This window comes from Bacillus sp. JKS001846 (assembly GCF_900176455.1).
In the GTDB taxonomy this organism is placed as follows: domain Bacteria; phylum Bacillota; class Bacilli; order Bacillales; family Bacillaceae_G; genus Bacillus_A; species Bacillus_A cereus.
This window is the reverse complement of record NZ_FWYG01000001.1, coordinates 5,047,367-5,068,264: the sequence shown is the minus strand read 5'-3', so window position 1 is coordinate 5,068,264 and position 20,898 is coordinate 5,047,367. Positions and strand designations below refer to the sequence as shown.

The window sequence follows — 20,898 nt, the reverse complement described above, 5'->3', positions numbered from 1 at the left end:
TCGATTCTTAGGAATCGGCTCTTCATTATTTTTGGGAGGAGAGAAGTCTTATGCAAAGAGTTGATGTCGTATACGCACTAATACATGACGAAGAAACAGATAAAATATTAATGGTACATAATGTAGAACAAAACGTTTGGTCATTGCCAGGTGGGGCTGTGGAAAAAGGTGAAATATTAGAGGAAGCACTAATAAGAGAAGTGAAAGAAGAGACAGGTTTAACCGCCTTGGCTGGGGGGCTTGTTGCGATCAATGAAAAATTCTTTGAAGAATCAGGGAATCATGCACTATTTTTTACATTCCGAGCGAATGTAGTAGAAGGGGAACTTATTGCGGAAGATGAAGGTGAAATTTCTGCAATAGAGTGGGTAGATCGAACAATTGCGAATGAGCGTTTCCCATACTATGACGGAGGATTTGAATCTTTATTAGAAGTAGCCATTCCATACAAGTTTCAACCAGAAACAAAGTAATTGAACGAAAAAACAGGAGCCACAAGGCTCCTATTTTCTATTCAATCGTCTTCAGTAATAGTTTTTTCAGCAATGGTTTAATCTTCAATCGTAAATCTTCAGCATGATTTGCAACTAAGAAGTGATGGTTATAAATGTTTTTCATCAATTGATAAGTTGCTTCTTTCGCTTCGCCTTCTTCGATGAAGATACCGATTACTTCCATACCACTTTTACGCGCGAGTTTAACAGCTTCATGCGTATCTAAAATTCCGTCTTGTTGATAGTCTAGCGCAGAAGGCTCACCGTCTGTGAAGACTAGTAAGAATTTATGTTTCTCAGGTCTTTTGGCAAGTTTTTCAGAAACGATACGAATAATATATCCGTCGCGGTTATCTTCTTCTTCACGAAGTTGCATAATTTCTGGACCAACGTTTGGCAACGTTGAGTTTTTATAATTTACAACTTCATGGATAACGTTCGGCTTATCTTCAGGTTTAGCGCTAGAGGCATCTTCCCAAAATCCGCTAATAGCGTGCGGGATTTTTAAAGACTTTAAAGCTTCATGGAATAGTACAACACTCTTCTTCGTTTCTTCCATTTTGTTATACATAGAACCAGAACAGTCAACTAATAGTTGGAATGCAACATCGAGTTCTTGTGACTCTTGTCCTTTTTTATAAAACATACGCGGTTGTTTTTCGGTATAAATACGAAGGAATTTCTTACGAAGTCTTCCGTAATATTTATCACTATTCGCATTCGTTTTATTTTCAATTGTTTTTTCTATAATTTTCTTTAATTCTTTTACATCTTTATTGACGACTGATTTGATAGCTTGGTAATCTTTTTTCTCATCTGAGTTTGGTTTGCGAGCTTCTTTAAATGTATGAGAAGCACCTACATTATACTTACCGTATGCACCGTCGTGCTGGCTAGAAGCGTGTGAAGCCCTTGCTTCTTCTGTATCAGCGCCATCAAAGTTGGATTGTGTACTTTTTTGTGAAGTACCTTGTACAGAACCAAGTGCTTGGTCGCCATCTTCTGATTCACGGGCAGTATCACCCATCATATTAGTTTTTGTTCCGCTTTCTAATTCAAAGCGTAAAAAGTTCTCGTTTTCGTTATTTTTATTTTCACGATGCCATGTGGAGAAACTTTCATCCATTTTGTTTTTATTTTCATCGTCATCTATAAGCTGCGTATCATCATTTGCTAAATCTTCGACGCGACAGTTCTTTTCGTCTGCAAGGACAGATAAGTAAAGTGGAGCATGTCCGAAATAGTTGTTAAGCATATCGCTTTCAAGAAGCGCCTCTAAGCGATAGCGAATTTTCTCAACGATATACATAATATCTTCTGTATTACGTGCTTGGAATGTTTCATGTAAAATCGCTTCAATTTGCTCAAAATATTCATTATTAAACATTTCGTATTTATCGCTAGTTAATGAAAGATAGCATAGGCAAAATAGACGATCACCGTGATAATTACGAACACGGTTTATTTCATTTTGAGAGCCGAAATAATTGCGGTACATTTCTTTTCGACGTTTAAAAACATGCTTCGTGCCAGGACGTAAGTTCTTTACGATTTCCTCAACGCGTAAATCTTCTAATAGAACAAATAATTGTGTTAAAAACTTTTTTAGGGGCGATTCTTGCAATTCAATCGCATAAGAACGAATTAAAGTCATGTCCGAGTAATGTTTATTACCAAGTGCTTTTAAGAACACTTCGCTTTTTAATCCGATTACTGTATCTTCTTCTTTTCGATCATCCCAAAAGTGACTAATGACAACTTTCTTTTCAATTTCGTCGTAGTATGCTTTATAGCCATATTCAAGATAGGCATCGTCTTCTTTTAGAAGGGCATACATTAAGTTTTCCATTTGTAGAAACAGCGACGCATCAATTTTTTTGTCACTAAAAATTTGTCTCATAAATTATCCCTCAAAGAAATAACTTTCTGCTAATTCACGGACAGTCATTTGTTCTGTTTCATCATTAAGTTTTGCAATTATGCTTCGTTCAATCGCTCGCATAACAGGAATATATACACCTAAATCACATGCGTCGATAATACCACGAATACTTGCTGCTTCTTCACTTACACGTCCATCGCGAGCTAAAGGCATAAGGTCGCTTGCAAATGCAACAAACTTTTCAATTGTTGCAACATCATTTAATTTTGATTCTGCTAATAATAGTTCTTTTAATGTATCACCTTGAATGTAAGGAACTTCAATAATAACGAAACGGTTTTTTAACGCTTCATTTAGTTCACTTGTTCCAACGTAACCTTCGTTAATCGCAGCAATTACACGGTATTCGTCATCACCGTATACAACCTCTTGTGTAAATGGGTTTGTAATCATTTTACGGTAATCTAATGCGCCGTGAAGAAGTGGTAACGTTTCAGGTTTTGCCATATTGATTTCGTCAATATATAGGAAGTGACCGTTCTTCATTGCTTTCATAAGAGGACCGTTAACGAATGAAACTTCAGATGCACCATCTTTCGTTTGTAGTGTGTTGTATCCTAAAATACCCTCTACATCTAAGTCGACAGAGCAGTTAATGCTATGCATTGGTTTTTGGAATAAAGAAGAAAGAGTTTCCGCTAGTACTGTTTTACCACTACCAGTCGGTCCTTTTAATAGAATGTTCTTGCCAAGAAGAAGTGCTGTAATCGCATCTTCAATAATGCTATTATCAGACGCTTTATATATTTTCGTTCCGATTAAATGTGCATTTTCACCAGCTTCTTGTTTATTCTTTTCATGAATCGTAGAAAGCTGTTGTTTTAAATCAGCATGTATATGAAATTGTTCTAACATGTATTTCCCACCTAACATTATTTTCATAAAGTAATACATCTTATGATAACTTGTTTTAATATGGTATGCAAAGAAAAGGAAGGAGGATAAAGGGAAAAGAAAAAGCAATCAAGATGAAGTTGATTGCCTACAGTAAAGGAGAAATGAGCCTCATGAAAGACTCCAATATGCGTTTTTTTATACTTCTTTTTTGGAAAGAGTTCCATTTAATTTCAGTTGAATGTTTAAAATCTTCTTCAAAATCACGTTTAATGTCGTGAACTGTTTTTGATTCATAAAGCACGCTAATAATTTCGTAATTCAATTCAAAGCTACGTACATCCATGTTCGCTGTTCCAATAGTTGCAATTGTATCATCAACGAGTACAATTTTTGCATGCATAAAACCATCTTTATAACTGTAAATAGAAGCACCAGCTTTTAAAAGCGGAGTGAAATAGGATTGAGATGCTTGATCACTAATGATGCTATCACTTTTACCTGGATATAAAATCCGTACATCTATTCCGGCAATTGCACTTAAGCGTAATAATGTTAAAGTTTCTTGATCTGGAATAAAGTAGGGTGTAGCGATCCAAATGGATTTTTTTGCAGAGCCCATAACAGCTAATAATGTATTACGAATACTTTTATCATCGGAGCTTGGTCCGCTTGCTACGATTTGAACAGCACCTTCTGCATTTGAAATCTCTTTACCTGGGAAGTATTGTCTATTCATGAATTGATCCCAGGAATAAGTATTTAAACCACTAGAGGCATAGAGCCAGTCTTCTAGAAAGATTGCTTGTAATTTATATAATGCTTTTCCTTCTATTTTTAAATGACTATCACGCCAAACAGGAAATTTCTTGGAACGGCCAAGATATTCATCACCGACATTGAGTCCTCCGGTAAAACCAATTTTTCCATCTACAATAACAATTTTTCGATGGTTACGATAATTGACAGTTTCAAGTAACCAAGCTGAAAAAATAGGGTCAAATTCTACAATTTCAATCCCAGCTTCTTTCATAGGTTGCAAAAATCGTCGTCGTAACGTATTACTTCCAAGGCCATCATAAAGGAAGCGTACAATAACACCATCTTTTGCTTTTTGTATTAAAGCATCTCGAACTTTTGTACCAATTTCATCAGATTTATAAATGTAGTATTGAATATGTATATGATGCTTTGCCTGCTCTATAGCTCGCAAAATTTCTGAAAATGTTTGATCTCCGTTTGTTAAAAGTTTTGTAGTTGTTTTATCTGCGGCAGGACCACCTCCAAATTTTTGTATGACTTCTGTTAAATGTATGGAACGTTCATTTAGTGGGACTGTGAGTAATAACTCTAGTCTTCTTCCTTCTAATATTTCACGGAATAATTTTCTTTGTTCTTCTGAACGATGGAGATGTTTTTTTCTTCTCCAGCGGCTGCGTCCGAAAATAGCGTATAAAAGCACACCTATAATAGGAAGAAGTGCTAATACTAAAAACCATGCTAACGTACTTTGTGGAGATCTATTTTCTATAAAAATAACGAATGAAATTCCGACAATTGTGATGGACCATAGAGCACCGACAAATGTATATAACGAAATATACGATGTATTTAATAGGAACAGAACGATAGATACAATTGTAAATATTAATAGTAATTGAACGATAGGCTTCTTCATTTCTATATAATTCCCCTAATCTTTTTTCAATATAGACTTCTTAAATAGAAGATGTAATATGACATCTTTATTATAAGGTGTTTTGCTTTTTTTACAAAATATAGACATTTCACCTATACTTTCCGCATTTGTCCTACATACAGTGTACTATCCCATTTTTTATCCCACTCTTAACGCATATGAAAATGAAAAAATCGAAAAGGAGCGGAGAAACATGAATTATATAGAAAATAATGGATTGTACTATCGAAATCATCATCATGGAGGACACAATCATGGTGGACATCATCACCATGGAGGACACAATCACTATGATCACCATCATCATCACGGAGGCGGATGGGGCTGGGGTGGTGGTAGTTCATGGGGAGGCGGATTTTTCCCTGGAAGCTTTGCAGGAGGAGTGTTAGGCGGACTGACAGCTGGTGCATTAACAGGTGCAACAAGTGGAGGATATTATCCGGCTCCATATCCAGTAGCTTATCCATCACCATACCCTGTAACGTATCCAATGCCATACCCAGGTTATCAGCAAATACCATATTCGTATTAAACTAAAAAAGAGGCTATCCTCTTTTTTAGTTTAATACAGTATTTATTTATAAAATAATTCCAAAGTTAAGGTGGAAATATGTTAATATTTTGTTATTGTAATTCAAAAACATGCACATTAATGTAGATTTTCATATTATTATTTGTGAATAGTTATGTAGTATGATCTAATTTCTATTTCGTTATTAAAAACAAAGAGATCAGATATGAGTGGTATTAGTTGGAAACAAGGCTTGCATAGAGCTACTTAAAAGGATTGCGGTATAATAAGGCGCGAAGTAATTAGAGATATGGGAAGCTACCAGTTATAATTGAAACGGTATAATATTGCTTTTTATTACAAATAATATTATGTTATTTTAATCGGTTTATTTAAAAAGATAATTTATGTAAAGGGCTAGTATTAGAAAATGAAATATCTCTATTTCTATGAAGAGAAACAGGTTGTGTTTTAGTCAGATAGAAGCAAGGAGAGATGCGCATGCTAGAACAGAGAGGTCATGCATTATATGACTCTTCGTTGCGAGATTTAAAGTTAGCATTAGATGAGTCTTCAATTGTTGCAATTACAGATCGAAAAGGTCTTATTACATATGTAAATGATAAATTTTGTGAAATCTCTAAATACAAAAGAGAAGAATTAATTGGAAAAGATCACCGTATTTTAAATTCAGGTCATCATCCGAAAACCTTTTTTCAAAACTTATGGAAACGTATTTTGAATGGGAAAGTATGGACAGGTGAGATTCGGAATCGAGCAAAAGATGGTACATATTATTGGGTCAAAACAACAATTGTTCCATTTTTAAATGAAAAAGGAGAGCCTTACCAGTTTATCGCAATACGAAATGATATTAGTAGTAGAAAAGAAGCGGAACAGAGGTTGCGGCTAAGTGAAAGTCGTTATAGGGAACTTGCCTATCATGATGCTTTAACGAGTTTGCCGAACCGTTTGCAATTAATAACGACCGTTAATAAATTGATTGCAGATAAAAAAGAATTTGGTATGATTTACTTTGATTTGGACCGTTTTAAATTAGTAAATGATACGTTAGGTCATATGATAGGGGACTTACTTTTAAGCGAAGTCGCTTCAAGGTTGCATTATGTACTAGGAGAGAAAGATGTTCTGGCTAGGCTAGGTGGCGACGAATTTGTGCTGTTAACAAAAAATCATAGACAAGATGATATGAGGCAGTTAGCGACATCTGTGTTGTCATGTTTCCAGGCACCATTTATTCTTGAAGGCCATGAAGTATATATTTCAGCTAGTCTAGGACTTTGTTCTTATCCACAAGACGGACAAGACGTGGAAACATTATTGAAAAACTCCGACTTAGCTATGTATAGTGCAAAAGAACAGGGGAGAAATGCTGCATGTTTCTTTACAGATGAGCTACGCGCGAAAATAAATCGTAGAATGAAAGTTGAGTTTGCTTTGCAAAAGGCAATTCGTGATGAAGAGTTAGATGTAGTATTGCAGCCTATTATTGATTTGAAAACGAAGAGATATTCTGGTATAGAAGCTCTAGTACGCTGTATGACAGAAGACGGACCTATTTCACCAAACGAATTTATCCCGGTAGCTGAAGAGTCTGGACTTATTATAAAGCTAGGAGACTGGGTATTAGAAAAATCGTGCCGATTGTTTAAAACATTGCCCAATTATCAAGAAGGACTAAAGTTATCAGTGAATTTATCTATACAACAATTAATGCAGAAACGTTTTATTTTCTCTGTACGTAGCATTTTAAAGAGAACTGGTTTTCCTCCGAACCGTTTAATATTAGAAATAACGGAAAGCATAGCAGTCCGCCATTTTGATTATATTATTGCTACATTACAAGAATTAAGAAATATGGGTGTTTTAATTGCTTTGGATGATTTCGGAACTGGCTATTCTTCCTTATATTATTTAAAACAACTACCACTGGATATTGTAAAAATTGATCGTAATTTTATTCGTGAATTTCATTATGATCACGCACAACCAGAACGAACGATTGTAAAATCCGTTATTGAAATTGCTCATAGTTTAAATTTAGCAGTAGTTGCAGAAGGAGTAGAAACAGTAGAGCAAGAGAGTTTGTTACAATCAATGAGCTGTGATTATGTACAGGGATTTTATTATGCGAAACCTTTATCTGTAGGAGAGCTAAAAGAAAAGTTAATTACAGATTTTTAATAAAAAAGAGAAGCCAGCAGCTTCTCTTTATTTAATCCGTTTTTTGTGAGTCTTTCATTAGTACTGGATAAAGAATAAGACCTAATACGAACAATCCAATTCCTAAGAAGAATGTTTTTAAATCAGCAGTTCCCGTTTTGATAACCCAAATAGAGTATACCAACGCTAATGTCGTAATGATTCCATCTTTTACTCGAGATCCGGGCAGTATATCATACGTTTCTCCTGTAATAACTAATTTTAATTGGTACAAGGTAGAAACAAGGTATGGAATTAAATAGGCTAATGTTGCTACGACGATAGCGAAACTATACGCTTCTGAAACAGTACCAGAAATCGTTGAAAATAAGAAAATTTGCGTCATTATATTTGTAATCAATAGTGATTTTGAAGGACTACCTTTTTTATTTGTTTTCCCGAAAAACTTAGGGAAAAGTCCATTTTTTGCTGCCTGGTAAGGTACTTCTGAACTAACAACAATCCAGCCAACTGTAGATCCAAATAAAGATATAAGAGCGAGTAAGGCCATTATATATGCACCTTTATTTCCAATTGCTAAATTTAATGCATCTACTAACGGTTTTTGAGACTCCTTTAAAGCATCTTGCGGAAGAGCTCCCATTGTAAGTAAAGTAATTGACATGTAAATAAGAAGAGCGATAATTAATCCGAAAATCGTAGCTTTTTTTACATCACGCTGTGATTTTGCACGGTTAGAAAGCATAACCGCTGATTCAATACCGATAAACGCCCAAAGTGTTGCAATAGCAGCTGAATTGATTTGGCCACCTAACGAGATAGATTGTCCTGCTTCATTCATAAAGGTTTGACCGTCTCCGAAATTAGAAGCATTGAAAATGAATAATGTAATTACAATAAACATTGTAAATCCGATAATTTTTGCAATAGTAGCAAGTAGATTCATATTTCCAGCTCGATCAATATTTTGAGAAAGAATATATTGAATTCCCCATAGCATAAGGCTACATACAAGGAAAGTTAACCCTTTTCCGAGTTCTAGTGAAAATCCGTTTATTGAAAAAAGAATTTGCTTACTTTGTAAAACTGGAAAGAATGTTGATAAATATCCAGCAAAGGAAATAATAACAGATGCTGTTGCAGCCCAGTTAGCAGCCCAATATCCCCATGCCATACTATATCCTGCAACTTTACCAGCTTTTTTTGAAGGAAACATCGCTTGAGCATAGCTTTGTGGTCCAGCTTTTAATTCTGGTTTACGAATCGCTAAATTTCCAAATACAAGTGCAATCATAAATACGCCAAGGCCTGTAATACTCCATGCGAGTGTAGAACCCATTGGACCTGATACTTGTGCTAAATTTGCTGGAAGCATAAATACGCCACCGCCAACCATATTCCCGATAACAAATGCTGTTAAAACCCATAATCCCCATTTTTTCGTTTCCATTTTTGTTAACTCCTTTGTAGTAAGTTTTGCTTAAACATCATTTTTTACTAGCTTTTTGACAATAAAAAAAGAGCCATGTAGATAAAAAAATACCTACATGGCTCTTTTGCCAAAGCGTAGGTACAACGGGAATAACCCTTGTACCTACGCGTAATTTTTCCGCTAGGTTTCAAGGGTTACGTATGATGATGATGTTTTTGTGCAAATGTAACTACAGTTGTTGTATAAGTAAGCATAGTTCTTTGCTCCCTTTCTCCTCTGATTTTGAAGTTAGTATACTACATGTTTTTTTGAATGAAAAGAAAAATATAAAAATTTTTATAAAAATACGTTTTAAAGATTAAATATTTACCTATATTTTTCTTGTACTGGAAAATAAGTGAGAGATTGGCAGAAGAGTGAAGCATGTTATAATACATATAGAATTAGAAGGTGACAAGGGGCTATTGTAGATGATGAGTAAGTATGAACAAATTTATACAGAAATCAGTAAATCTATTGATAATAAACAATTAAAAGAGGGATGCAAAATCCCATCAGAAACAGAATTAATGAAGCAGTATGAGGCAAGCCGAGGCACGGTGAGAAAAGCTGTAGATTTACTGCAAGAGCGTGGATATGTGCAAAAAATTCATGGAAAAGGTGTTTTTGTTTTAAAGCGAAAAAATATTGAATTTAATTTTGGCGGTATTGTAAGTTTCCAAGAAGAAAATGAACGTTTAGGACGTCATTGTATTACGGAAGTTGTGGAAATGGACAAAGAAAAAGCCACAAAAGAAATTGCAAAATTATTAAATGTAAAAGAAAAAACAGAGATTGATCATATTAAACGTGTACGAAATATTGATGGAGAAAAAGTAATTTTAGATATAAATCATTTTGTATCTGAGTTTATTCCAGGATTAACGAAAGAAATTGCAACTGCATCGATTTATAAATACATCGAGAAAGAGCTTGGGCTACATATTAGTTATTCGCAGAGGGTAATTGAAGTACAGCCATGTACAGAGGATGACAGAAAGTATTTAGATTTAAATGGAACAGACTATGTTGTCGTTGTGAAAAACTTTACACATTTGTATGATGGAAGTCAGTTTGAATATACAGAATCACGCCACCGTTTAGATATTTTTCACTTTTCGGATGTGGCACGCAGGAAGTAAAGAGGTGGAACAAAATATTGTTTCATCTCTTTTTTTATAAAAAAAACACAAACTCGTATATACGAGTGTTGACTAACTTATATATACGAGTTAATATGTAATTGTAAACGGTATCAAAAAAAGAAAAGAGGGACGGGAATATGGGGAAAGACTATCGTAAAACAGCAGAGGAAGTGTTGCAGTATATTGGTGGGAAAGACAATATTGAACAAGCTGCACATTGTGTGACGAGGCTCCGTATCGCTTTAAAAGATGAAAGTAAAATAGATAATGATAAATTACAGTCTGTTTCATTAGTGAAAGGAGCGTTTCATAACGCTGGTATATTTCAAGTTGTAATTGGTCCAGGGGATGTAGATCGTGTTTACGCTGAATTAATAACGCTTGCAGGTATGAAAGAATCGACTGTAGCTGACGTAAAAGACTCTGGAAATCAGAAGTTAAATCCAGCTCAAAAGTTTGTAAAAATATTTTCGGATGTATTTATGCCGATATTACCAGCGATCGTAACAGCTGGTTTACTAATGGGTATTAACAATCTATTAGGCGCAAAGGACTTATTTTTTGATGGGAAAAATTTATTAGATGTTTATCCGAACTTAGGCGGGCTTTGGGATTTAATTAATATGATGGCCAATACAGCATTCGTATTCTTACCAGCACTTGTCGGTTGGTCAGCAACGAAGCGTTTTGGTGGTAGTCCAATACTAGGGATTGTTATGGGACTAATGCTTGTGCACCCGGCCTTATTAAACGCTTGGGACTATGGAAAAGCAGCGACTGGTTTAGACGGACAAAAGATTGAGTACTTCGATATTTTAGGACTGTTCCAAATTGAAAAGGTAGGGTATCAAGGTCAAATCTTGCCGGTTTTAGTAGCTGCATTTGTGTTAAGTAAAGTAGAAATTTTCTTAAAGAAACATGTACCAAATGCAATTCAATTATTAGTTGTACCAATTACAACAATCGTTGTGACAGGTGTGTTAGCATTAGGAATTATTGGTCCGGTTACACGTCATATTGGAGATTTATTAACAGTAGGATTAGTAGGTGTATATGAAACAGTACCAGTAGTTGGAGCAGTATTATTTGGAGCGTTATATGCACCACTTGTAATTACAGGTATGCATCATATGTTTATTGCAATTGATTTACAATTGATTGCACAACATGGCGGTACATTTATTTGGCCGATGATTGCTCTTTCTAATATTGCGCAAGGTAGTGCGGCACTTGCGATGTTCTGGATTTCTAAAAATCAAAATGATAAAAGTATGGCATCAACATCAGCCATTTCAGCATACTTCGGTATTACAGAACCAGCGATGTTTGGTGTGAATTTACGAAATAAGTTCCCGTTTTATGCAGCGATTATAGGGTCTGCTGTGGCAGCGATATTCATTACATTAAATGGTGTATTAGCACCTGCTATCGGAATTGGGGGATTGCCAGCATTTATTTCTATCATTCCGAAATCGATTCCAATGTTTATTGTCGGAATGATTATTGCAGTTGTAATCCCATTTACTTTAACATGGTTATTTGCAAAAAGAGTGAAACAGAAGTAGGAGGAAGTTAAACATGAAGGATTGGCATAAAAGTGTAGTCTATCAAATTTATCCGAAGAGCTTTAATAGTTATTACAATAGAGAAACCGGTGATATAAAAGGGGTTACAGAGAAACTAGATTATTTAAAAGAACTCGGAGTGGATTATATTTGGTTAACACCGATATACCAATCACCACAAAATGATAATGGATATGATGTAAGTGATTATTACAGCATTGATCCATCTTACGGAACGATGGAAGAGTTTGAAGAACTTTTAGCAGAAGCGAAAGTACGTAACATTGAGATTATGCTGGATATTGTTGTAAATCATAGTTCGACTGAACATAAGTGGTTTAAAGAAGCGAAGGAAGATAAAAATAGTCCATATCGTAATTACTATATTTGGCGTGATGAAAAAAATAATTGGCAGTCTAAGTTTGGTGGATCTGCTTGGAAATATGATGAGAAGACGGAGCAATATTATTTACATTTATTTGATGAAACACAAGCTGATTTAAATTGGGAAAATGAAAAACTTCGTGAAGAAGTATATGATATGATGCGTTTTTGGCTGGATAAAGGGGTAACAGGATTCCGATTAGATGTCATTAACTTAATTTCAAAAGACCAATGCTTTTTAAACGATGAAGGTAGTACTGCGACAAGTGATGGACGCAAGTATTATACAGATGGCCCGCGTGTTCATGAATATTTACAAGAGATGAACCGAAATGTTTTTGCAGGAAAAGATGTCATTACAGTTGGAGAAATGTCATCTACGACAATTGATAATTGTATTAAATATTCTAATCCTGAGCGTAATGAATTAAGCATGACGTTTAGTTTCCATCATTTAAAAGTAGATTATCCGAATGGTGATAAGTGGACGAAAGCAGAGTTTGATTTTATTAAATTAAAAGAGATTATGTCTAACTGGCAAATTGAAATGCAAAAGGGCGGAGGATGGAATGCGTTATTTTGGTGTAATCATGACCAGCCTCGCATCGTGTCACGCTTTGGTGATGATGGAAAGTACCGAAACGAATCTGCAAAAATGTTAGCGACAGCCATGCACATGCTGCAAGGAACGCCTTATATTTATCAAGGGGAAGAAATCGGTATGACGAATCCTAAATTTGAGTCCATCGAGCAATATCGTGATGTAGAATCGTTAAATATATACGATATAAAGCTAAAAGAAGGGCTATCAAAAGAAGAGATTATAGGGATTTTAAAGCAAAAATCTCGTGACAACTCTCGCACTCCGATGCAGTGGAATGAAGAGATGAACAGTGGTTTTACAACAAGTATACCTTGGATTTCAGCGGCTGAAAATTTTAAAGAAATAAACGTAGAGAAGGCATTAGAAGATAAAGAGTCCGTATTTTATCATTATAAAAAGTTAATAGAGCTTAGAAAAACGTATGATGTAATTACAGAAGGAGAATATGCTATTTTGGATAAAAATGATCCTAAAATTTGGGCATATACTCGTACTACAGAAAGTGAAGTACTACTTGTTATAAATAACTTCTATGGAGAAGAAATAACGTATTCAGTACCAGCGCACGTTCAGTTAGATGGAATGAAACAAGAAGTACTACTGTCGAATTATAAAGATGCCAGCAAGGATATTGCAAAACTTAACTTAAGACCATATGAATCAATTGTGTATCGATATACGAAATAAAAAGGTTGTATGCCCGAGCGGCATACAACCTTTTTATTTTAAGACACCACTATACAAAATGCTTACTTCTACTTCAGGTTTGAATTTTACTTTTGCATAATCTTTATTCCAATTTTTTTTCTTCCATAAGTTAGGATGATAAGCGATAAGATGTCTTCCAATACCGAAAGCATCACAATTTGCTTTTTGTAGTTTTCGTGTTATTTTTTTCGCTTCTTTCGTGAGTTGTTTAGAAAGTTCTTTATTTAGTTTTTCTCTATCGTCCATTGTATACATATTATCTCTTGGAGATTCAAGTGCTATAACTTTTAATTGGAGCTTAATGTGAGCATAAACATTTCCTTTTTTATCTGTTGTTATTTTTAAGTCGCGTTTTAATTTTCGATTACTAATTTCCATTGTTAAATAATCAGATGTCTTCTCAGATTCATCACTAGTCAGTTTTTGGGTTATACGGGCACTTGTTCCCATTTTTCCGGTTAATAACACGAATAAAACAGATTGTTGCAAAGGTAAATGCCCAGTTAATTTATCATTGTTAAATAAAGCTAACCCGTTTGTAACTACTTCTTTTCCTTTTATTTTTATAGAAGGAAGGGTAAAGTCTTTACCGGGATCTAACATTTTTGTAGCAGCTGTTTCTAAAGTTTCTTTTGGAAATACACTCATATCTTCTAAGCTTTTCACTTTTTTCTTTAGAAAATCTCCAATTAGTAAATTTCCTATTTTCTTTTTTTCGAGTATCTCCGATGTTTCACCATCTACTGCAATAAGTTTTACTAAAGCAGTTGGGTTTGTTGGATCTCGAAAGCTGACATCTAAATAGGGGAGTATACCCTTTTTTAGAATTTTGGTTCCGAGTAATTGAACACCATATTTAAAATAGCGAATATTCCCAGTCACATTTTTTTTTAGGGCATCGCCTGTATCCATTATGTTATGCCCGGTTGCTGAATATATTTCATTCTCAAATGAAGATTGCTCTCCGCTTGAACTTTTTACAAGCTCGATTGTTTGCTGGAGTTTATTCTCTTCCGTAATATCAGCTCCAACGCTATAAGCTAAACTTGCCTCCCTTAATGGTTCTTGATCCCAACAGCCAGAAAGGAGGGAACTAGTACATAATATTAAAAGTAATTTAACTCTTTTTGGGAACATACTGTTCTCCTTTCTTCTTTCTTATTATTGAATAAAGTAGAAATAAAAGAGGGAGGACAACGATGAAAATATAGGTGAACTTATCAGTGAAAGTTGAAATTACTTTTAATTCTTCAGGTGTATCTATAAATAAGGCTACACTAAAAGCAATAATACCAACGATTGGAACAGCCTTTTTATGATTAGCAAGGTTGAATATATGTCCAATTCCGATTGAAGCAGCGCAGTAATAACTAGCAATAGAAGCGACAACTGTTATCATCCAAATTGGGATGAAGATTAGGTCCGTTCGATCTATAATTCCAATATGCAAGGAGCGTAATAAGTAAGCAACTGGCTCTGGAATAAGCTCAATTTGCTTTGGACTAAATACGATAAAGCAAATCCAAACGGTAAAAGTATAAAAAAGAGTTACAAATCCATTGGCGATAGAAATGGCCTTCAGTTTTGCAATAGAACTCCCATTTACTTTTGGGAAAGCGATAAGAATAATTTCAAAACCATACATGGCTGTAATTGTTTCCTTGGATGCTTGAATTATATTCCACCATCCGGCTTCTGTAATAGGAAAAATATAAGAGAAATCAGCTCGTGAAAGCCCTAGGGCAATTAAAAGGGCCATTGGAATAATGAGAATAGAGGCCATGACATAAAATCGTACGATGACTTTAAATGTGTTATAAGCTACATAACAACAAGCTACTGTACATAATATGAGAATTGCAGACCACGGAGTTGCGTGTAAAACCCATACTTTAATGACGTTACAAGCATTCAACATAACCGTCATACCGATAAGGGTAAAATAAAAAACATAAGAAAAGCCCAATAGTTTTCCTAACTTATTACCAAATAGCATACAAACACTTTTATACATATCTGCATCAGGAAATCGTTTTAAGAAAAGCCACATAAGTAAAATAATAAGTTGAATGGCAAGCCCCGCGATGAGCGCAGAAATCCAACCACCACCTTTTGCTATCGGATGAAGCCGGTTAGGTAGAGATAGTATACCGACCCCAATTTGGCATTGAATAACGAAAAAGGTAAATTGAACAAGTGAAATTTTACTTTGCGTGTTTGTCACCGTCCTCATCCTCTCTCGTTACATGTTGGCGCTGCATTTTTTTCGGTTTTGGATCATGTGGTCTTTCCCAAAATGACCAAATTGGTAGTCTTATGAAAGAATCTTTCATATCTTTAATCCGCATCGGGGCAACAGGAGAAAGATATGGTGTATGAAATGAATGAAGCTGACATAAGTGAACGAAAGTTATAATGAGACCGAATGATATTCCTACATATCCGAATATGGCAGCAAGGAGCATTAATGGAAAACGAAGAATCCGAACTGCTGAACTCATATCGTTTGATGGAACGAGAAAAGATGAGATTGCAGTTAAAGCTACAACGATGATCATTGTGTAAGAAACGAGTCCAGCTTTTACAATTGCATCCCCAATTACTAAACCACCTACAATACCGATTGTTTGTCCAACGCGGCTCGGCAAGCGAATACCAGCTTCTCGTAATAACTCGAAAATTAACTCCATTAAGAGAGCTTCAAAAATAGGAGGAAGCGGTACTTTCTCTAATGAAGCTTTAATCGTATACACAAGTTCGAGCGGTAACACATCAGGATGAAAAGCAACAGTTGCAATATATAAAGCTGGTAAGAGAAAGGCAATTAAAAAACTTACTAAGCGAATCATTCGGACGAAAGAACCGACAATCCAACGGTTATTATAATCATCTGGTGATTGATAGAAAGCAAATAACGTAACAGGAACGATGAGCGCTGTTGGATCTCCATCAGATAAAATAGCAACACGCCCTTCCATTAAATTAGCAACAGTTCTATCTGGACGCTCTGTATTTAATTGCTGCGGAAATGGGGAGAAAGACGTATCCTCTATAAATTCTTGTATGTATCCTGGTGGCATAAGTGCATCCGTTTTAATGGTTTCCAATCTTCTTTTCACTTCTATAACTAAATCGTCATTCGCTATATTTTGCATATAAGTAATTGCCACTTTCGTGTGCATTTCTTCACCGAGTGTAAAATACTTAACAACTAAATTTGGACTCTTAATGAGTTTACGAATAGAGGTTAAATTAGTTGCTAGATCCTCTACAAAACCAGTATGTGGACCGCGCACAACTCCTTCATTATCAGGCTCTGCTATATCTCTCTTTAAAGATAAGGTTGTTTCGAAAATACAAAAACTGTCGACGTGTTCATGAAAATATAAGGATTTACCTTGTAATAAAAGTTGTATCCCATAATTTAAATTCGTTTCTTTTTTCATATTTAACGTAGAAAAAGCTTTATCTAAAGATAAATCTGATCGCGTTAATAATGGCTCAAGGACTAACTGATGAATTAGATTTGGATCTGCTAAAGATTCGATATATAAGATTGCTCCTTTTCCGTTTTGAAAAGGGAGATCTAATTTTTTTATATCATCAGAATGAGAAAGTTTATTTTCAATGTAATTAATGTTCTCCGGAAGTGATGGAAACATATGCTTTTGTTTTTTACTCTCTTGTTGTTCTTTTTGCTCTGTCATAATTTCCACCTCTCTTAAAGTGCAATTGTTTCTGTTAATTTTTGTCGTTTGTGAGAAATTTATGCTTGAATTATTTTAAAAAAAGAGGATTGAAGGTTACGTTACATTGTCTTTTGTGCATTATTCAATTTCATAGCAGTACTTCTAACATTTGTGTCGAATTAAGAAGATATATAGGAGGGATATATATGGAAATAGCTGTAGAACGTGTTTTTACGAAAGAGATTTTAAAAAGAGCAGCGAATTTGTTTCATGTAACAGTGGAAGAAAAGCCACTTGGAGATTTTGAGAATTATATTTTTAAGGCGAAGGGTGATAATGATGAAGATTACGTATTACGTTTAACACATTCTTCTCATCGTTCTAAACAAGAGGTAGAGGCTGAACTAGATTTTTTACGATATGTTGCGGAGAATGGGGCAAAGGTAGCAGGACCTCTTTATTCAACGTCTCGAAATCTCGTAGAAGAAATCGTAGCAGAGGATGGAACGTTCTTTTCCGCTTCTTTATTTACATATGCAAAAGGTGAGCAAGTAAAAGGAGAGGAATCGCCTTATTGGGGCGAGCCTCTCTTTGAAGCATGGGGAAAAGCGATTGGGCAACTGCATCGCCTTACAATGGAATATCCTAAAACAGACTACCGTGATACGTGGGAAGAAGACGAAAGTGGAATTGTTAATGAATTAGAAGATGGTCAAGTGAAAAAGATTGCAGCGGTACTAATGGATGAAATTAAGGCCCTTCCAGTTGAAAGAGAAACGTTCGGTCTTATGCACGGTGATATCCATCAAGGTAATTTTCATTATGATGGTAAAGAGCTAACAATCTTTGATTTTGATGATGCGGCTTATAATTACTTTATACATGATTTAGCGATGGTTCTATACTACTCTGTTCTATTTACAACGTGGACAGCAGAAGAGAAGACAGATTTTGCTCGTAAACAGTTACAAGTGTTACGAAAAGGATATGAGTATGAGCACAGGCTGGCGGATAGTTGGTATGAATCGTTGCCACTATTTTTACGTTTACGTGATATAGGTTTATATGGAACGCTTCAGAAGAAGTTTAAAGGGAAAGATATGCCTGATAACTTCTTGAAATTATCAGAAGAGCTATACGAAAGAATTATTAAAAGAGAAGCAATTGTGAATATATAATACATTTAGTTCAAAACAAAGTATATAAAACAAATATATACTTTGTTTTTTTATACAAAAATATGTTTACTTTATTAAAATAATATTGTCCTAGATTCGGTATGCACTTATAATTTTATATATATTCTGAATATTCTTTATAAAGAAGGAGGGGGAATGTTGGAAACTTTCGTAAATTGGTTAAATAATATTGTTTGGAGTCCAGCACTTGTTTATTTATGTTTAGGAGTAGGTTTATATTTTTCTATTCGAACGAAGTTTTTACAAGTAAGGCACGTAGGAGAAATGGTGAAGCTGACATTTCAAGGAGAAAAATCAGAGGCTGGTGTTTCTTCATTCCAAGCGTTAGCACTTTCGTTATCAGGACGTGTTGGAACAGGGAATATCGCTGGGGTAGCAACAGCGGTTGCATTCGGTGGACCAGGAGCTGTATTTTGGATGTGGGCAGTAGCCTTTTTAGGGGCAGGATCAGCTTATGTAGAATCAACACTCGCGCAAATATATAAGACGAAACATCAAGGGCAGTTTCGTGGTGGACCTGCTTATTACATCGAAAAAGGTCTAGGAGTTAAATGGTATGCTTTAGTATTCGTTGCAGCGACAATTCTTGCAACAGGACTTTTACTACCAGGCGTACAAGCAAATAGTATTGCTGTAAGTTTAGAAACGGCTTTTGGTATTAATACTACCGCATCAGGGGCTATATTAGTTGTCGTATTAGCTCTTATCATTTTCGGTGGAGTAAAGCGAATTGTTAACGTAGCGCAAGTTGTCGTACCTTTTATGGCAATAGGCTATATTTTAGTAGCTTGCGTCATTGTTGCTATGAATATTGAAAAATTGCCAGAAGCATTTATGTTAATTATAAGAAGTGCATTTGCATTAGAAGCTGCTTTCGGTGGTATTATCGGTTTAGCAATCTCTTGGGGGGTAAAACGTGGTATTTATTCCAATGAAGCAGGACAAGGGACTGGACCACACGCAGCAGCAGCAGCCGAAGTATCACATCCAGCTAAGCAAGGTTTAGTGCAAGCATTTTCCGTTTACATTGATACATTATTTGTTTGTTCAGCAACAGCATTTATGATGATTATTACAGGCATGTATAACGTATTTGATGCAAGCGGAAAAAACTTTATCGTTAATAAACTAAATGGTGCTCAGCCAGGACCAGGATATACACAGGCGGCGGTAGAATCTGTTTTCCCTGGATTTGGAAACGGTTTCGTTGCAATCTCGTTATTATTCTTCGCGTTTACAACAATTATGGCGTATTACTACATTGCAGAAACGAATATTGCGTACTTAAATCGTGATAAAGACCGTCCTTGGATGTCTATGGTACTAAAGTTTGTATTTTTAGGAGCTGTATTCTATGGATGTATAAAAACAGCAGCAACGGCTTGGGCTTTAGGCGACATTGGGGTAGGAATTATGGCATGGGTAAATATCATTGCGATTTTACTATTACAAAAACCTGCATTAGTCGCATTAAAGGATTATGAAAAACAGAAAAAAGAAGGAAAAGATCCAGTATTCGATCCAAGGCCATTAGGAATTAAAAATGCTGATTTTTGGGAGCATGAATACGGGAAAGATAAGAAAGAAGAAGTATCTTAACAGAATAGAAATGAAGAAGCAAAGGGGAAACTCTTTGCTTTTTTTTATGGACAAATTGAAGCTAAAAGTTATTTTTGGGACTATTTTTGAATATAAAAAGAATGTACATGCATTGTTAGGGGAAGGGGGAGTATGTTGATAGAATTTCGTAATGTAAATAAATATTATGGTAACTTTCAAGTTTTGAAAAATATTAATGTGCAAGTGAAAAAAGGCGAAGTGGTAGTAGTTGTCGGGCCTTCAGGATCAGGAAAAAGTACATTGCTTCGATGTATAAATCAATTAGAGGCAATTATAGATGGAGAATTAATTGTACAAAATACAGAGGTACACAATAAAAAAACGGACATGAATGAATTGCGGCGAAATATTGGGATGGTCTTTCAACATTTTTATTTATATCCACATAAAACGGTTCTTCAAAATATTACATTAGCACCGATTAAAGTAAATAAAGTTTCCAAAGAAGAAGCAGAGAAAACAGCAATGTTTTATTTAGAGAAAGTAGGAATCCCGGAGAAGGCTAATGTATATCCGCATCAATTATCCGGAGGACAACAGCAACGGGTGGCAATTGCTAGAGGACTTGCAATGCAGCCGGAAATTATGCTATTCGATGAGCCTACGTCTGCTCTTGATCCAGAGATGATTGGAGAGGTACTTGATGTTATGAAAGCACTGGCTAAAGAAGGGATGACAATGGTCGTTGTCACGCATGAAATGGGATTTGCTAGAGAGGTAGCAGATAGGATCTTATTTATGGATGATGGTCAAATTATTGAAGATACAACACCGGCGCACTTTTTTGCAAACCCTGAACAAGAAAGAGCTCGTTTATTTTTAAGTCGGGTGCTAAATCATTAGAGGAGG

At 35.3% G+C, this 20,898-nt stretch carries 16 protein-coding genes; 9 read left to right on the top strand and 7 right to left on the bottom strand.

All coding sequences use genetic code 11. From position 1 onward, the window contains the following. Positions 1-50 precede the first annotated feature (50 nt). Positions 51-473 (top strand): NUDIX hydrolase, encoded by a 423-nt coding sequence (locus B9A45_RS27175; RefSeq protein WP_058840043.1) that lies wholly within the window; start codon positions 51-53, stop codon positions 471-473. A gap of 37 nt (positions 474-510) precedes the next feature. On the opposite strand, the gene B9A45_RS27170 is transcribed toward B9A45_RS27175, so the two are convergent. The 3 genes from B9A45_RS27170 to B9A45_RS27160 all read right to left on the bottom strand — a co-directional run bounded on the left by B9A45_RS27170 (position 511) and on the right by B9A45_RS27160 (position 4,948). Then, the gene (locus B9A45_RS27170) at positions 511-2,394 is read right to left on the bottom strand and encodes a vWA domain-containing protein (protein ID WP_001248851.1); all 1,884 of its coding nucleotides are present in this window, start codon (positions 2,392-2,394) and stop codon (positions 511-513) included. A 3-nt stretch (positions 2,395-2,397) separates the two neighbouring features. Then, positions 2,398-3,291, bottom strand: a complete 894-nt coding sequence (locus tag B9A45_RS27165) for an ATP-binding protein (RefSeq protein WP_000892973.1) — start codon at positions 3,289-3,291, stop codon at positions 2,398-2,400. A 127-nt stretch (positions 3,292-3,418) separates the two neighbouring features. After that, positions 3,419-4,948, bottom strand: coding sequence for a cardiolipin synthase (locus B9A45_RS27160; RefSeq protein ID WP_000743031.1), 1,530 nt, complete (start codon positions 4,946-4,948; stop codon positions 3,419-3,421). A gap of 214 nt (positions 4,949-5,162) precedes the next feature. On the opposite strand from B9A45_RS27160, the gene B9A45_RS27150 reads away from it, so the two are divergent. Both B9A45_RS27150 and B9A45_RS27145 read left to right on the top strand, forming a co-directional pair. Continuing rightward, on the top strand, positions 5,163-5,501 hold the full coding sequence (locus B9A45_RS27150) for a hypothetical protein (RefSeq protein WP_001106403.1): 339 nt from the start codon (positions 5,163-5,165) through the stop codon (positions 5,499-5,501). 480 nt (positions 5,502-5,981) lie between these two features. Further along, a complete protein-coding gene (locus B9A45_RS27145; protein WP_000893350.1) occupies positions 5,982-7,685 on the top strand; it encodes a putative bifunctional diguanylate cyclase/phosphodiesterase in 1,704 nt (567 codons plus the stop codon). Positions 7,686-7,716: 31 nt separating this feature from the next. On the opposite strand, the gene B9A45_RS27140 is transcribed toward B9A45_RS27145, so the two are convergent. Continuing rightward, positions 7,717-9,114, bottom strand: coding sequence for an amino acid permease (locus tag B9A45_RS27140; protein WP_000448444.1), 1,398 nt, complete (start codon positions 9,112-9,114; stop codon positions 7,717-7,719). A gap of 452 nt (positions 9,115-9,566) precedes the next feature. Between B9A45_RS27140 and treR the strand changes: the two genes are divergently transcribed. From treR to treC, 3 genes are all read left to right on the top strand, one after another. Beyond that, entirely contained in the window at positions 9,567-10,277 is a 711-nt protein-coding gene (gene treR, locus B9A45_RS27135; protein ID WP_000987242.1) for a trehalose operon repressor, read from the top strand. Between the two features lie 140 nt (positions 10,278-10,417). Next, a complete protein-coding gene (treP, locus tag B9A45_RS27130) occupies positions 10,418-11,845 on the top strand; it encodes a PTS system trehalose-specific EIIBC component (protein ID WP_000513940.1) in 1,428 nt (475 codons plus the stop codon). Positions 11,846-11,858: 13 nt separating this feature from the next. Continuing rightward, on the top strand, positions 11,859-13,520 hold the full coding sequence (gene treC / locus B9A45_RS27125; RefSeq protein WP_084065507.1) for an alpha,alpha-phosphotrehalase: 1,662 nt from the start codon (positions 11,859-11,861) through the stop codon (positions 13,518-13,520). A gap of 33 nt (positions 13,521-13,553) precedes the next feature. Here treC and B9A45_RS27120 read toward each other — a convergent pair whose 3' ends face one another. From B9A45_RS27120 to gerKA, 3 genes are read right to left on the bottom strand one after another with little or no spacing between them, the layout of a single operon-like run. Further along, complete coding sequence (locus B9A45_RS27120; protein ID WP_000484128.1) at positions 13,554-14,678, bottom strand: Ger(x)C family spore germination protein; 1,125 nt, start codon at positions 14,676-14,678, stop codon at positions 13,554-13,556. Then, on the bottom strand, positions 14,659-15,765 hold the full coding sequence (locus tag B9A45_RS27115) for a GerAB/ArcD/ProY family transporter (RefSeq protein ID WP_000185796.1): 1,107 nt from the start codon (positions 15,763-15,765) through the stop codon (positions 14,659-14,661). Before B9A45_RS27115 ends, B9A45_RS27120 begins: the two co-directional genes overlap by 20 nt. Beyond that, entirely contained in the window at positions 15,746-17,248 is a 1,503-nt protein-coding gene (gerKA, locus tag B9A45_RS27110; protein WP_000139243.1) for a spore germination protein GerKA, read from the bottom strand. The genes B9A45_RS27115 and gerKA overlap by 20 nt, the downstream gene beginning before the upstream one ends. Positions 17,249-17,436: 188 nt before the next feature. Here gerKA and B9A45_RS27105 point away from each other — a divergent pair, with 188 nt between their 5' ends. The 3 genes from B9A45_RS27105 to B9A45_RS27090 all read left to right on the top strand — a co-directional run bounded on the left by B9A45_RS27105 (position 17,437) and on the right by B9A45_RS27090 (position 20,892). Then, complete coding sequence (locus B9A45_RS27105) at positions 17,437-18,408, top strand: phosphotransferase enzyme family protein (RefSeq protein WP_000401648.1); 972 nt, start codon at positions 17,437-17,439, stop codon at positions 18,406-18,408. 159 nt (positions 18,409-18,567) lie between these two features. After that, a complete protein-coding gene (locus tag B9A45_RS27100; protein WP_084065506.1) occupies positions 18,568-20,028 on the top strand; it encodes an alanine/glycine:cation symporter family protein in 1,461 nt (486 codons plus the stop codon). 132 nt (positions 20,029-20,160) lie between these two features. Further along, the gene (locus B9A45_RS27090) at positions 20,161-20,892 is read left to right on the top strand and encodes an amino acid ABC transporter ATP-binding protein (protein WP_084065505.1); all 732 of its coding nucleotides are present in this window, start codon (positions 20,161-20,163) and stop codon (positions 20,890-20,892) included. Positions 20,893-20,898 lie beyond the last annotated feature (6 nt).

Excerpts from the sequence above, each read along its gene's own strand:
- B9A45_RS27175 (WP_058840043.1), top strand. The coding sequence starts at position 51 with ATGCAAAGAGTTGATGTCGTATACGCACTAATACATGACGAAGAAACA.
- B9A45_RS27170 (WP_001248851.1), bottom strand. The coding sequence starts at position 2,394 with ATGAGACAAATTTTTAGTGACAAAAAAATTGATGCGTCGCTGTTTCTA.
- B9A45_RS27165 (WP_000892973.1), bottom strand. The coding sequence starts at position 3,291 with ATGTTAGAACAATTTCATATACATGCTGATTTAAAACAACAGCTTTCT.
- B9A45_RS27160 (WP_000743031.1), bottom strand. The coding sequence starts at position 4,948 with ATGAAGAAGCCTATCGTTCAATTACTATTAATATTTACAATTGTATCT.
- B9A45_RS27150 (WP_001106403.1), top strand. The coding sequence starts at position 5,163 with ATGAATTATATAGAAAATAATGGATTGTACTATCGAAATCATCATCAT.
- B9A45_RS27145 (WP_000893350.1), top strand. The coding sequence starts at position 5,982 with ATGCTAGAACAGAGAGGTCATGCATTATATGACTCTTCGTTGCGAGAT.
- B9A45_RS27140 (WP_000448444.1), bottom strand. The coding sequence starts at position 9,114 with ATGGAAACGAAAAAATGGGGATTATGGGTTTTAACAGCATTTGTTATC.
- treR (WP_000987242.1), top strand. The coding sequence starts at position 9,567 with ATGATGAGTAAGTATGAACAAATTTATACAGAAATCAGTAAATCTATT.
- treP (WP_000513940.1), top strand. The coding sequence starts at position 10,418 with ATGGGGAAAGACTATCGTAAAACAGCAGAGGAAGTGTTGCAGTATATT.
- treC (WP_084065507.1), top strand. The coding sequence starts at position 11,859 with ATGAAGGATTGGCATAAAAGTGTAGTCTATCAAATTTATCCGAAGAGC.
- B9A45_RS27120 (WP_000484128.1), bottom strand. The coding sequence starts at position 14,678 with ATGTTCCCAAAAAGAGTTAAATTACTTTTAATATTATGTACTAGTTCC.
- gerKA (WP_000139243.1), bottom strand. The coding sequence starts at position 17,248 with ATGACAGAGCAAAAAGAACAACAAGAGAGTAAAAAACAAAAGCATATG.
- B9A45_RS27105 (WP_000401648.1), top strand. The coding sequence starts at position 17,437 with ATGGAAATAGCTGTAGAACGTGTTTTTACGAAAGAGATTTTAAAAAGA.
- B9A45_RS27090 (WP_084065505.1), top strand. The coding sequence starts at position 20,161 with ATGTTGATAGAATTTCGTAATGTAAATAAATATTATGGTAACTTTCAA.